Source organism: Dyella sp. 2YAF14 (assembly GCF_052114725.1).
GTDB lineage: Bacteria > Pseudomonadota > Gammaproteobacteria > Xanthomonadales > Rhodanobacteraceae > Dyella.
Genome location: NZ_JBFRFH010000001.1, coordinates 558089 through 571428, shown reverse-complemented (window position 1 = coordinate 571428; position 13340 = coordinate 558089). Strand labels below are relative to the sequence as shown.

The window sequence follows — 13340 nt, the reverse complement described above, 5'->3', positions numbered from 1 at the left end:
GGCGCCGTCCGCATGGTTTGGGGACGTGCGATCGGCCATCCCTCGTCCCAATTTGAACGGGCCCGCCCCACGCCCGCACCAGCGGTTGCCATCCCGCTATAATCGACCTTTTCCGCCCACCGGCCTGACCATGTTCGAGTCCCTCAGCCAACGCCTCTCCACCACCGTCAACCGCTTGCGCGGCCGTGGCCGCCTGACCGAGGAAAACATCCGCGAGTCGATGCGTGAAGTGCGCATTGCGTTGCTGGAGGCCGACGTCGCCCTGCCGGTGGTGCAGGCCTTGATCGAGCGCGTGAAGGTGCGTGCCGTCGGCCAGGAAGTGATGAAGAGCCTGTCGCCGGGCCAGGCGCTGGTGAAGGTGGTCAGCGACGAGCTGACGGCAGTGATGGGCACTGCCAATGCAGAGCTCAATCTTGCCCAGCAGCCGCCGGCCGTCGTGCTGATGGCGGGCCTGCAGGGTGCGGGTAAGACCACCACGGTGGCCAAGCTCGCGCGTTTCCTCACCGAGCGCAAAAAGAAGAAGGTGATGGTGGTGAGCTGCGACGTCTATCGTCCGGCCGCCATCGAGCAGCTGCGCACGCTGGCCGAGCAGGTCGGCGTGAAGTTCTTCCCGTCCGAGGCCGGCCAGAATCCCGTTGATATTGCCAAGGCCGCCATCGCTGCGGCCCGCCGCGAAGTGGTCGACGTGCTGCTGGTCGACACCGCCGGCCGCCTGCATGTGGACGAGGCGATGATGGCCGAGATCAAGGCGTTGCACGCCGCGATCACGCCGGTCGAGACGCTGTTCGTGGTCGACTCCATGACCGGCCAGGACGCGGCCACCACCGCCAAGGCGTTTGCCGAGGCGCTGCCGCTCACCGGCGTGGTGCTCACCAAGACCGACGGTGACGCCCGTGGCGGTGCGGCCCTCTCGGTACGCTATGTCACCGGTCGTCCGATCAAGTTCCTTGGCGCGGGCGAGAAGACCGATGCGCTGGAACCGTTCCATCCCGACCGCGTCGCGCAGCGCATCCTGGGCATGGGCGACGTGCTGTCGCTGGTCGAGGAAGTGGAGCGCAAGGTCGACCAGGAAAAGGCGCAGAAGCTCGCCGAGAAGGTGATCAAGGGCAAGCGCTTCGATCTCAACGACATGCGCGACCAGCTCGAGCAGATGTCCAATATGGGCGGCCTGGCCGGCCTGATGGACAAGCTGCCGGGCGTATCGGGCCTGCCCGATAGCGTCAAATCCAAGGTCAACGACGGCGAGATCAAGCGCATGGTCGCGATCATCCAGTCGATGACCAAGAAAGAACGCCGTCATCCGGATCTGTTGAATGGTTCGCGCCGTGCCCGCGTGGCGCGCGGCTCGGGCACGCAGCCGGCCGACGTCAACCGTCTGCTCAAGCAGTACATGCAGATGGAAAAAATGATGTCCAAGCTGTCCAAGGGCGGCAGCAAGGGCCTGTTGCGCCAGATGCGTGGCGCCATGAAGGGCATGGGCGGCATGGGCGGTGGTTTGCCCCCGATGCGCTGAGACTGAACGGTCCGGCCAGTCAATCTGGCCGAATTTGCCTGCCAGCTCTTCCTTTTTCCTCAAAATTCATTAAAATGCCGCGTTCACCGCGCACCGCTGAGTGCGTGCTGCCGGCATCCCGGCAACTCTGGAGCTTTTACTTATGGTCAAGATTCGTCTTTCGCGCGGCGGCGCCAAGGGCCGTCCGTTCTACCACATCGTTGTCACCGATCAGCGCAACAAGCGCGACGGCCGCAGCATTGAGAACGTCGGTTTCTACAACCCCGTTGCTTCGGGCAAGGACAAGCGCCTTGAGCTGAACGTTGCCCGCGTGCAGGAGTGGGTGGGCAAGGGTGCGCAGCTGACCGACAAGGTCGCCGCCCTCGTCAAGGAAGCCGGCAAGCAGCAGGCTGCCTGAGTATGACGGCAGCCGGTCGGCGCGTCCTGGTGGGACGCATCGTCGGGCTGTACGGCGTGCAGGGCTGGCTCAAGATCGAATCCTGGACTGAGCCCCGCACGAAGATCTTCACTTACCAACCTTGGCTGCTGAGTTCGGCGCCGGGTGCGGAAACGGAGATCGCAGGAGTGAAGGGTCGTCCGCAGGGCAAAGGGCTGGTAGCCCAGCTGCCCGGAGTGGACGACCGGGATACGGCGGCAGCGTTGGTCGGGCAGGACATTTATGTCTCCCGCGAGCTGCTGCCACCTCCTGGCAAGGATGAGTATTACTGGGTCGATCTCGAAGGTCTCGAGGTCGTCACCACGGAAGGCGTGGCACTGGGGCGAGTGAGTCATTTGTTCGCAACCGGCGCCAACGACGTCGTGGTAGTGAAGGACGGTACGCGCGAGCGGCTGGTGCCTTTCATCCAGGGATCTTATGTGCGTTCGGTGGACTTGTCCGACGGGCGCATGGTGGTGGACTGGGATCCTGAATTCTGAGCGCGCCACGCGCTGCATCAAGGGTTGAGGATCATGCGCATCGATGTCGTCACGTTGTTTCCCGACTTCATGCGTCAGTGTGCTGCCGTTGGCGTGGTGGGGCGGGCCCAGCAGCGTGAGCTGCTACAGGTGGAAACCTGGAACCCGCGCGATTTCGCCACCGACAATTACCGCACCGTGGACGGCCGCACCTGTGGCGGCGGGCCCGGCATGGTGATGCTGATTCAGCCTTTGCGCGATGCCTTGAAGGCAGTGCGCGAGGCCGCACCGGAACCGGTGCATGTGATCTACCTCAGCCCGCAGGGCGCGAGGTTGACGCAGGGTAGGGTGGAAGCGCTGGCCAAGTTGCCGCGCATCGCCTTGCTCTGCGGGCGTTACGAAGGTGTGGACGAGCGTCTGCTGGCGCACGAGGTCGACGAAGAGCTTTCTATCGGCGATTATGTGCTGTCCGGCGGTGAGCTTGGCGCCGCGGTGATCATCGATGCCGTGGGCCGCTTGCAGGACGGTGCGTTGAATGACGCGCAGTCGGCGCAGCAGGATTCGTTTTCGGACGGACTGCTGGATTGCCCGCACTATGCAAAGCCGGTGCATGACGCACTGGGAGACGTGCCGGACGTATTGCTCTCCGGCGACCACGCGGCCATTCGTCGCTGGCGCCTGAAGCAATCGCTGGGACGGACCTGGTTGCGGCGTCCCGATCTTTTGGCGCAGCGCGCGCTGGATGCACAATCCCGAGCGCTGTTGGACGAATTCCGCCGCGAGCATGCTCAGCAGACGCGGCACGACGATACGGCCCATTAAGGGCGCAGAAATTAGACAGGTGTTGCCATGAACAAGATCATCGAACAGTTCGAAGCCGAGCAGATCACCCGCCAGCTGCCGGAATTCGGCCCTGGTGACACCGTGGTGGTCAACGTGAAGGTGAAGGAAGGCAACCGCGAGCGCGTTCAGGCGTTCGAGGGTGTTGTCATCGCCAAGCGCAGCCGCGGCCTGCATTCGGCCTTCACCGTGCGCAAGATCTCGCACGGCACGGGCGTGGAGCGCGTGTTCCAGGCGCACAGCCCGGCCATCGACTCGCTGGAAGTGAAGCGCAAGGGCAAGGTGCGTGGCGCCAAGCTGTACTACCTGCGCAACCTGGAAGGCAAGGCTGCCCGCATCAAGGAAGACGTGGCTGCTGTGTCGGCCGCCAAGGCTGCGAAGAAGAAGGCTGCTGCCGAGTAATTCGGGCGCCTCTTTCGATTCGATTCGACGAAACCCCGCGGAGCGATCCGCGGGGTTTTTGTTTGGGCTTTTTTGGCCCGCCGTCCGAAGAGACCTGATTTCTGCTCGTCATCCCGGCGCAGGCCGGGATCCAGAGCCTCGGTGTTTGGTCGTCGCCTCTCCGCCAGCGTGCCGCCTACGCGGCGGGCGTTTCGATCGGCTGCCGCCGACCGAGTCACTTTTCTTTTGCTGGCCCAAAAGAAAAGTAACCCAAAGAAAATGGCCTGATAACGCCCGCAGCATCGTGTTGGGATAAACCAGAACGCTCGAGGCGCGTCGTCATGGGACAACCTCCGAGGGTACACAGCGGGTAGTTCAAAGCGCTGCGCAACGCGCCCGAATCGCTGAGGACTTAAAGCGGGGCTCGCTACGCGTCGCTTTGGTCAGCGCGTCGAGGTCACCCTTGCGATTTACCTGTGGGAGCGCACCCTGTGCGCGACAGGCACGCTGGGATGTATCGCTCCGTAGGTTTGTCGCGCACAGGGTGCGCTCCCACAGTTTTTTCCCCTCTCCCTCGGGGGAGAGGGCTGGGGCATTGCCACCTTTACGGTGGTGAGGGGCGGGTGCTCGCGGAGTGACTTCATCAGGCGAGCTTTTTTGAAAGGCCGCCCTGGGACTGAGTCCCCTCAAGCCAACCGCTGGGGTTCCTGCAGGAAGTTGCCCTGCACGAAGTCCACGCCGCAGGCGAACAGCAGCGAGGTGCTGGCGGCGTCTTCCACCCATTCGGCGATGGTCTGTTTTTTCAGCTCGCGTGCCTGGCGGCAGATGTCGGCCACCTTTTTCTGGCTTTCCTGCTGTTGCGGCAGGTCGGCCATGTAGCTGCGGTCGATCTTCAGATAGTCGGCATTGATGTGGTTGAGCAGCTGGAACGAGTTGAGGCCTGAGCCGAACTGCTCGAGCGCGAACTGGCCGCCCAACTTCTGCCAGGCCTGGATGAATTCCTGCGCCGGGCGCAGGGCGGTCACCACCTTGCTCTCGGTCATTTCCAGCACGAGCTGGCCATGCTTGAGCGCGGCCTGCTTGAGGCGTTCGCCCAGCCAGGGAAGCAGCGCCTTGTCTTCCAGCGAGCCGGAGGTGAGCTTGACGAAGAACGTCGTCGGCTGGCCCATGCGATCGCGGGCGCGCAGATGTTCGATCGCCTGGTTCAGCACCCAGCGATCGATCGCCGGGGTGAGGTTGTGTTTTTCGGCGATCGGCATGAAGAAGCCGGGGAGTACCTCGCCCTGCGGGCCATTGAGGCGCAGCAGGATTTCGGAGAACTCGCCTTCGGCATCCTGCAGGCTGATCGTCTGCTGGTGGTACAGCACGAATTCGTTCTGAATAAGCGCCTGGTCGATCACGCCCAGCCAGTAGCGCTCGCGCTCTTCGTCGGCCTTTTCGCGGGCCGCCGGATCATGCAGGTCGCTGCGATTGCCGCCCTGGCTCTGCGCGTTGCGCAGGGCCTGGCTGGCCTGGTTGAGCAGCAGTTCGGTATTGGCGTTGCGCTCGCCCAGCAGGCTGCCGCCGATGCTGGCGGTGATGGTGATGGAGCGCGAGCCCAGGTCGAAGATGCCCCCGGCGATGGCCTGCTGCAGGCCGGCAATCCACTGCTTGATGCCTTCGTCGTTGCGGGTATGCAGCAGCACGCCGACCGTGTGTTCCGCCAACAGGCCGGCGGTGTCCTGGGCGGTGAGCTGGCCTTCCACGCGATTGGCAAAGGCGGCCAGCAGCTCGTCGGCCTTGGACAGGCCGACGCCTGCCACGATGCTCTGCCAGTTGTCAGGCTCGATCAGCAGCAGCGACTGGCCCTTGGTGCCCTGGGTGGCCGCGGCCACCGCTTCGTCGATGCATTCGAGCATGCGCGAGCGGTTGAACAGGCCGGTGACCGGATCGCGCTGCAGCTGTTCGATGACGTTGGCGTCCACCATATGGCGGCGGAATACCACTTGCAGGCAGGGCTCGCCTTCGAAGATGGCGTGCGCAAATTCCACGCTCGCCTTGAAGCTGGTGGCGTCGGCGCGGCGCGCCTGCAGCTCGATGGCGCCGTTGACCTTCTCGCCCTTGGACAGGCCCTTGAGGGTGTTCTTGAATTCGTCGGCGTCGTTCGGGCTGATCATGTCCAGCACGGGCAGGCCGAGCAGGTCATCGAACTCGGTATAGCCGAAGGTGTCCAGATAGGCCTGGTTGGCGCGCACGTGCATGCCTTCGTGCACATAGGCGATGGCGTCGGTGGACGAATCGAGCAGCGCATCGCAGCGGCGCTCGGATTCGCGCAGCGCGGTTTCCAGGCGGCGCAGCTGGCGGCGCGCATTGAGCGCATCGAATTCGCGCTGGATCACCGCCATCAGCTGCTTGGGCTGCGGACGCAGCGCGACGCTGCGGGCGCCGTTGACGAACAGCTCGGTGATGGTGGCGTTGTCCACTTGGCCGACCAGTGCGATCAGCGAGAGGTCGCGGCCGTGGGCATCGAGCATGCGCGACACCTCGCGCAGCTCCAGCGTGCCCACCGATGGGTCGAACAAGACGATGTCAGGGCCCAGCTCGTCCAGGGCGGCGGTGATCTGCTCGGTGCTGGTGGCGCGTGCCGGTCGAACCGCGATGCCGCTGTTGCGCAGCAGGCTGATGATCTGTTCCGCGTCTTCGACTGACTTTTCGATGAAAAGTATCTTTATGACCTGGTCGGTTTTCATGGGCTCGTCGAGCTATCCGTTGTTCGCCGCTGCTGCTGATACCTGCCGTGTCAGCAGGGCGCGTGCCATCCGTGGTTGTAACGGATTCTTCCGGTCACTGCCAGCGGAATTGTTCCGGGAGTGACGCGGCCCACAACTGTGCCGGCCTTCTGTTACAGGGGCCGCTTCGATGCCTCGCCGCCCACCTCGCGGACCAGCTTGGGAACGAGATAGCCCGGCAGGCGTTGACGAATGGCGTCGACCAGGGCGAGGGCCCGGGCATCGTCGACCTCGAAATGCGCCGACCCCTGCACGCGATCCAGCTGATGCAGGTAATAGGGCAGCACGCCCGCCGCGAACAGCCGCTCGGACAGGGCGGCCAGGGTGTCGGCGTCGTCGTTGATGCCGCGCAGTAGCACCGACTGGTTGAGCACGGTGGCGCCCATCTCCCGCAGGCGGGCGCAGGCGGCATCAACGGACGCATCGAACTCATTGGCGTGATTGGCGTGCAGCACTACCACCTTCTGCAGTGGCAGCTCGCCCAGCCAGCGGCCAAAGGCCTCGTCGACGCGCTCGGGCAGCACCACCGGCAGACGGGTGTGGATACGCAGGCGGGTCACGTGTGGAATCTCGGCCAGGCCGCGGGTGAGCTCGTCCAGCTTGGTGGTGGCCAGCGACAGCGGGTCGCCCCCGGAGAGGATCAGCTCGCTGATGGAACTGTCCTGGCGCACGTGCTCCAGCGCCTTGCGCCACTGGCCGGCGGCGGCCATTTCGTCGCCATAGGGGAAGTGGCGACGGAAACAGTAGCGGCAGTTGATGGCGCAGCTGCCGCTGGCGATCAGCAAGGCGCGCCCTTCGTATTTGTGCAGCACGCCCTGGGCAGACCGGGCGGCCATGTCGCCCACCGCATCCACGCCGAACCCCGGCACCTGGTCCAGCTCAGCCAGCTGGGGCAGGACCTGCAGCAGCAGGGGGTCGAGCGGATCGCCACGGCGCATGCGGGCCACGAAGCCACGCGGCACGCGCACGGCAAAGCCGGCATCGTCTGCCGGCAACCGGTGGGCCAGCGCTTCCAGACCTACCAAGGCCAGCAATTCCTGCGGATCGGTGACGGCCTCGCGCCACAGCGTGCGCCAGTCGGGTCCGGGCACAGATAGGCGGGCGGCATGGCTTGCGGTTATCATAATGGGTCTTGAAACGGGCCCAGTGCCCGGGAAACCACCTATTCTAGCTGCCTGCGGGCGGCGTCACATCTGGAGTTCAGCATGGCCACCGCCGGTCTCAACGACGTCAAGAAGGGAATGAAGATCCTTCACAACAATGACCCCTGGGTCATTACCGACGCCGATTTCATCAAGCCCGGCAAGGGTCAGGCGTTCACCCGCATCTTCATCCGCAACCTGAAGAACGGCCGCACCAGCGAATCGACCATGAAGTCCAGCGACAGCTTCGAAGTCGCCGACGTCGTCGACACCGATATGCAGTACCTGTATTCCGACGGCGAGTACTGGCACTTCATGCAGCAGGAAACCTTCGAGCAGCACCAGGCCAACAAGGCTGGCATGGGCGATGCCGTGAAGTGGCTGAAGGGCGAGGAAGAGTGCGTGGTGACGCTGTTCAACGGCGAAATCATCTCCGTGCAGGCGCCGAACTTCGTCGAACTGAAGATCACCGAGACGGATCCGGGCGTGCGTGGCGACACCTCGGGCGGCGGCGGCAAGCCGGCCACCTTGGAAACCGGCGCGGTGGTCCGCGTGCCGCTGTTCGTCGGCACCGATGAAATGATCAAGGTCGACACCCGCACGGGCGAATACGTCAGCCGCGTCGGCAAGTGACGTATCGGCCCGCGCCTTGCGCGGCCTGCCATTACGTCATGCCTGCGGTCCCTGTTTGGCAGGTGCGCGGGAATAATGACGAAGCCTGAGCGGTAACGAAGTCAGGCAATCATGGGGCGGCCACCGCAAGGTGATCCGCCCCATGTCGTATCCAACACAAGAAAAGTGAGCCACCGGATGAGCCAGAACGCCCCGCAAACCGTCGACCTGTTGATCGAAGCGCGCTGGGTCGTGCCGGTGGAACCGCATGCCGTGGTGCTCGAACATCACGCTGTGGCGGTGGATCAAGGCGCCATCGTGGCCTTGCTGCCGATTGCCGATGCGCGCGCCGCCTATGCACCGCGTGAGCGCGTGGAGCTGGGCGAGCACGTGCTGATCCCGGGTCTGATCAATACCCATACGCACAACCCGATGACGCTGCTGCGCGGCCTCGCCGACGATCTGCCGCTGATGGTGTGGCTGCAGAAGCACATCTGGCCGGTCGAAGGCCAGGTGATCGGGCCGGAGTTCGTACGCGATGGCGTGGAACTGGCGGTGGCCGAGATGATTCGCGGCGGCACCACCTGCGCCAACGAAAACTACTTCTTCCCGGACGTGATTGGCGCCACTTATCGCCGCATGGGTTTCCGTGCCGTGGTTGGTCTGCCGGTGATCGATTTCCCTACGGCCTGGGCGAAGACGCAGGACGAATATTTCGATCGTGCCATCGAAGTGCACGACAGTTTCCGCGGCGATGCGCTGGTGAGCACCTCGTTTGCGCCGCATGCGCCGTACACCGTGTCGGACGAAAGCTTTGAACGCATCCGCGTGCTGGCCGATCAACTCGACATCCAGGTGCATCTGCACACGCATGAAACCGCGCATGAAGTGGAAGAAGAGAAGGCCAAGAGTGGCCTGCGCCCGTTCCAGCGACTGCAGAAGCTGGGCCTGGTCAACGATCGCCTGATCGCCGTGCACATGACCCAGCTCAACGACGCGGAAATCGAGGCTTGCGCAACAGCGGGCGTATCCGTGGTGCATTGCCCCGAATCGAACCTCAAGCTCGCCTCGGGCTTCTGCCCGGCGGAGAAGCTGCGCCAGGCCGGCGTGAATGTCGCCATTGGCACCGACGGCTGCGCCTCCAATAACGATCTGGACATGTTTGGCGAGATGCGTACGGCTGCGTTCCTGGCCAAGGCCGTGGCCAACGATGCGGCGGCCTTCGATGCGGCCTATGCGCTGCGTGCGGCCACCCTCAACGGCGCCCGCGCGATGGGTCTGGAAGATCGCATCGGTTCCATCGAAGCGGGCAAGCAGGCCGATCTGGCCGCTGTTCGTCTGTCCGATCTGGAAACGCAGCCGCTGTTCCACATCGCCTCGCAGCTCGCCTATGCCGTCGGCCGCCATCAGGTCACCGACGTGTGGATCAACGGCGTACGCAAGCTGGCCGGCCGCATCCTCACCGATATCGACACCGACGCCGTGCTCGCCAAGACGCATGCCTGGCGCGAACGCATCGCCGCGATCGATGCGGGTTGAGAGGGGCGCGATGAACCGCTATCTGGTGATGATGATGCGACGCGCGGATTTCGATCCGGCCATCGTGCAGCCGCACAAGGATTTCATTGAAGGCTTGCGCGCCGGCGGCCGTCTGGAAATGACGGGTGCCTTCGGCGACAAGTCCGGCGGCGCCTATCTGGTGCGTGCAGTCGATATGGACGAGGCCCTGGCCATCGTCCACCAGGACCCGGCCCACACCCGTGGCGGCTGGGACATCACCGTCTACGAATGGAACGCGCGCTAAGCTCCGCGCACAGCTTTGAAGGATGCTTTCGATGCAAGCCGCAACCAATGTCAGTCCTGAGGAAATCGCCCGCTTCGGCAAGCTCGCCGCGCGTTGGTGGGATCCCGATGGCGAGTCCCGTCCGCTGCATGATCTCAACCCGGTGCGCGCGGCTTATGTCGCCGATCGGCTGGATCTGCGCGGCGCGCGCGTGGCCGATGTCGGTTGCGGCGGCGGCCTGCTGAGCGAGGCGCTGGCCAAGGCCGGCGCGCGCGTCACCGGTATCGATCTGGGCGAGAAGGTGATCGAGATCGCGCGACTGCACATGCACGAGTCGCGACTGGAAACGCCCAATCTCGACATCGACTATCGCGTGCAGTCGTCGGCCGAACTGGCTGCCGCCGAGCCGGAAACTTTCGACGCCGTGTGCTGCATGGAACTGATCGAGCACGTGCCCGATCCGGCTGCCCTGGTCGGCGACCTGGTACGCATGGTGAAGCCGGGCGGCGTGGTGGTGATGTCCACGCTCAATCGCACGCCGGCCGCGTTCGGCGCGGCGATTCTCGGTGCGGAATACATCATGCGCATGCTGCCGCGTGGCACGCATCACTACGCACAATTCCTCAAGCCGTCGGAACTGGGACGCTTGATGCGACATGCCGGACTGGAAGTCGATGACGTCTCGGGGCTGGGCTACAACCCGATCAGCCGCAAGGCGTGGTTGAGCCGCCTCACGGCCGTCAATTACCTGATCAGCGCACGAAAGCCCGCATGAAGTCATTTCCCGAAAACATCCAGGGTGTGCTGTTTGATCTCGATGGCACCTTGCTCGACAGCGCTCCCGATCTCTACGCCGCGCTGAAGGCACAGTGCGAGGAAATGCAGGTGGCCGCGCCGCCGTATGCGATGGTGCGCGAAGTTGTCTCGCGCGGCTCGCGGGCGATCCTGCGCTGTGCGTTTCCCGATATCGATGATGCCGCGCTGGCGGCCTTGATGCCGCGTTATCTCGAGCTTTACCAGGTGATGATGGCCGAGCACACGCGTCCGTTCGAGGGCGTGGATGAGCTGTTGTCGTCGCTGGAGTCGCAGGGCATCCGCTGGGGCGTGGTGACCAACAAGCCAGGTTTTCTTACCGACGATCTGCTGGTGCGCATCGGCTGGGCGCCGCGCGCGGCGGCGGTCGTGTCCGGCGACACCTTGCCGGTGAAGAAGCCCGATCCCGCGCCCGTGTTGCTGGCGTGCGAGCGTGCAGGGCTTGATCCGTCGCGCTGCCTGTTCGTGGGCGATGATCGCCGCGATGTGCTGGCGGGCGCGGCGGCGGGCCTGTACACCGTGGCCGTGCGCTGGGGTTATCTGGATGGTGGCGATCCGTCCGAGTGGAACGCGGACCTGGTGGTCGATCATCCGTCCGAGCTCACTGGCCGCCTGAAGGTGATTGCGTGAGCAGCACTGCGCTGCAGAGCTATATCGACAAGTGGCTGGCCGTGCAGCCGCAGCAGCGTATTGCCTTGGCATTCGTCGATCAGAACAGCTATCCCGGCCATATCGCGCTGGCGGCGCTCGAGCAGGAATTGCTCGCGGCGGCGTACGGCATACGCGAGCCACACGTGGCGGCCAGCAAACTCAACTGGTGGGCCGAGGAGCTATCCGGCGCAGCGGCCAGTGGCGGGCGTCATCCCTTGACCCAGGTGCTGTTCGACAGCGACCGCGCGCACGAGATTGCCGCGGAACGCTGGGTCGCTCCGGTGCTGGCGGCGATGGGGCAACTGGAAGAGGGCACGGCAGCGGATTTCCCGGCTCAGATCGCGGCCGGCTCGCTGTTGCACGGTGCCCTGGCCGATCTGGAAACCGCCTGGTGGTTTGGCGACCAGGCATCCAGCGTGCGGGCAACGCGCGTGGCAACACTGTCGCATCTGCTGTATTCGCTGCTGCGCCTGCAGGAGGATGTCGATCGCGACCGCCTCGCACTGCCGATGTCGCGCCTGGCGAAATTCGGCCTGAGCCGCCAGCAATTGCGTGAATCGAGCGATCTGCGCAACGCCGCCGTGCGCGCGCAGCTGGACGATCTGGGAGCCGCCTGGCGTGATGCCGAGCGCCTGCCGGGACCATTGAGCGCCTTCCGCGGGCTGGAATCGCGCCAGGGACGTGCCCTGGTCGCCACGGCGCGCAAGGCCGCCGATCCGCTCGATGTGCTGCGCAAGGGGCAGGGCAGGCAGGGGCTGGGCGTGACCTGGCAAGCCTGGCAGGCCGCGCGTGCCTGGCAACGCGCGAAAGGTTGAGAGAGCGCTCCGGACGCAGCGTTTCCCGTGCGCCACTATTGCGAGGCACCGATGGTGCCCCAAAATTGAGGTCTCCCAGGCGCTAAGACCGCCAGTCGGACCACATAGGATTCACCCATGTACACCGAGGAAAACACCGCCCGCCTGCTGCCCGACGTGGCAGTCCATGCCCAGCCGCATCTCGTCGGCGAGCTGGACTGGGTGGGAATGGATGGCATCGAGGTGCCGGTGCGTTTCGATGCCGGCGACGGCGACGTGCAGCGCGCCAGCGCGCGCGTCGGCGCCTTCGTCAATCTGCGTCGCCCGGACAAGCGTGGCATCCACATGTCGCGTCTCTACCTGCAGGTGGAGGAGGCGCTGAGCAGCAAGACGCTCGGCACCGATACCCTGCGCGATCTGCTGCGCGGTTTCCTGGAATCGCACAAGGATCTCTCCGATCGCGCCTGCCTCAGCATCCGCTTTGAGCACCTGGTGCGTCGTCCCGCCTTGCGCAGCGCCAACAGCGGTTGGCGTTCGTATCCGGTGACCATCGAGGCGAGCATGATCGGCGACGAATTCCTGCTGGAGTTCGGCACCGAGATTGTTTATTCGTCGACCTGCCCGGCATCGGCCGCGCTGTCGCGCCAGTTGATCCAGGACCAGTTCGCCAGGGATTTCGAGGCGGGCAAACCGCTCGATCACAGCGCCGTGCTGGCCTGGCTGGGCAGTGAGAAGGGCATCGTGGCCACGCCGCATGCCCAGCGCAGCGTCGCTCGTTTGCGCGTGCGTCCGGCGGCAGGCGCCGCCTTCAACCTGATCGACCTGATCAACGTCACCGAACAAGCGCTGGGCACGCCCGTGCAAACCGCGGTGAAGCGCGAAGACGAGCAGGCGTTCGCGCTCGCCAATGGCGGCAACCTGATGTTCTGCGAGGACGCGGCGCGCCGCATCCAGAAGGCGCTGGACGTCGACAAGGCGCTGAGCGACTTCCATATCCGCGTGGAGCACCAGGAAAGCCTGCATCCGCACGATGCCGTCGCCTATGCCAGCAAGGGCGTAGAAGGCGGTTACGCGGGCAAGGGCTGCGCCTGAGCCTTGCTTTAACGGCGGCCTGATAGCATGGCGGGAGCCCGTCACCGGGCCTTCCCC

The 13340-nt window shown here is 64.7% G+C and carries 14 protein-coding genes; 12 read left to right on the top strand and 2 right to left on the bottom strand.

What is annotated here, in order from left to right:
* The first annotated feature begins 130 nt into the window (after window positions 1-130).
* The 5 genes from ffh (at window position 131) to rplS (ending at window position 3649) form a co-directional block, all read left to right on the top strand.
* On the top strand, window positions 131-1513 hold the full coding sequence (gene ffh / locus AB4Y82_RS02725) for a signal recognition particle protein (RefSeq protein ID WP_441604323.1): 1383 nt from the start codon (window positions 131-133) through the stop codon (window positions 1511-1513).
* 142 nt (window positions 1514-1655) lie between these two features.
* Window positions 1656-1910, top strand: a complete 255-nt coding sequence (gene rpsP / locus AB4Y82_RS02720; RefSeq protein ID WP_109125566.1) for a 30S ribosomal protein S16 — start codon at window positions 1656-1658, stop codon at window positions 1908-1910.
* Window positions 1911-1912: 2 nt separating this feature from the next.
* On the top strand, window positions 1913-2428 hold the full coding sequence (gene rimM, locus AB4Y82_RS02715; RefSeq protein ID WP_441604322.1) for a ribosome maturation factor RimM: 516 nt from the start codon (window positions 1913-1915) through the stop codon (window positions 2426-2428).
* Window positions 2429-2461: 33 nt separating this feature from the next.
* Window positions 2462-3229: a tRNA (guanosine(37)-N1)-methyltransferase TrmD gene (gene trmD, locus AB4Y82_RS02710; protein ID WP_426271161.1), complete on the top strand. Its 768-nt coding sequence runs from the start codon at window positions 2462-2464 to the stop codon at window positions 3227-3229.
* A gap of 27 nt (window positions 3230-3256) precedes the next feature.
* The gene (rplS, locus tag AB4Y82_RS02705; RefSeq protein ID WP_204635229.1) at window positions 3257-3649 is read left to right on the top strand and encodes a 50S ribosomal protein L19; all 393 of its coding nucleotides are present in this window, start codon (window positions 3257-3259) and stop codon (window positions 3647-3649) included.
* A gap of 665 nt (window positions 3650-4314) precedes the next feature.
* On the opposite strand, the gene AB4Y82_RS02700 is transcribed toward rplS, so the two are convergent.
* Window positions 4315-6357 (bottom strand): EAL domain-containing response regulator, encoded by a 2043-nt coding sequence (locus tag AB4Y82_RS02700; protein ID WP_441604321.1) that lies wholly within the window; start codon window positions 6355-6357, stop codon window positions 4315-4317.
* 152 nt (window positions 6358-6509) lie between these two features.
* A complete protein-coding gene (gene epmB / locus AB4Y82_RS02695) occupies window positions 6510-7520 on the bottom strand; it encodes an EF-P beta-lysylation protein EpmB (protein ID WP_441604320.1) in 1011 nt (336 codons plus the stop codon).
* 81 nt (window positions 7521-7601) lie between these two features.
* On the opposite strand from epmB, the gene efp reads away from it, so the two are divergent.
* From efp to folE2, 7 genes are all read left to right on the top strand, one after another.
* A complete protein-coding gene (gene efp, locus AB4Y82_RS02690; protein ID WP_441604319.1) occupies window positions 7602-8171 on the top strand; it encodes an elongation factor P in 570 nt (189 codons plus the stop codon).
* 177 nt (window positions 8172-8348) lie between these two features.
* Window positions 8349-9689 (top strand): TRZ/ATZ family hydrolase, encoded by a 1341-nt coding sequence (locus AB4Y82_RS02685; RefSeq protein WP_441604318.1) that lies wholly within the window; start codon window positions 8349-8351, stop codon window positions 9687-9689.
* Between the two features lie 10 nt (window positions 9690-9699).
* The gene (locus AB4Y82_RS02680) at window positions 9700-9954 is read left to right on the top strand and encodes a YciI family protein (protein WP_441604317.1); all 255 of its coding nucleotides are present in this window, start codon (window positions 9700-9702) and stop codon (window positions 9952-9954) included.
* 31 nt (window positions 9955-9985) lie between these two features.
* Complete coding sequence (gene ubiG / locus AB4Y82_RS02675) at window positions 9986-10708, top strand: bifunctional 2-polyprenyl-6-hydroxyphenol methylase/3-demethylubiquinol 3-O-methyltransferase UbiG (protein WP_441604316.1); 723 nt, start codon at window positions 9986-9988, stop codon at window positions 10706-10708.
* On the top strand, window positions 10705-11376 hold the full coding sequence (gph, locus tag AB4Y82_RS02670) for a phosphoglycolate phosphatase (protein WP_441604315.1): 672 nt from the start codon (window positions 10705-10707) through the stop codon (window positions 11374-11376). Before ubiG ends, gph begins: the two co-directional genes overlap by 4 nt.
* Window positions 11373-12212 (top strand): squalene/phytoene synthase family protein, encoded by an 840-nt coding sequence (locus AB4Y82_RS02665; RefSeq protein ID WP_441604314.1) that lies wholly within the window; start codon window positions 11373-11375, stop codon window positions 12210-12212. Before gph ends, AB4Y82_RS02665 begins: the two co-directional genes overlap by 4 nt.
* A 117-nt stretch (window positions 12213-12329) precedes the next feature.
* Complete coding sequence (folE2, locus tag AB4Y82_RS02660) at window positions 12330-13283, top strand: GTP cyclohydrolase FolE2 (RefSeq protein WP_441604313.1); 954 nt, start codon at window positions 12330-12332, stop codon at window positions 13281-13283.
* Window positions 13284-13340 lie beyond the last annotated feature (57 nt).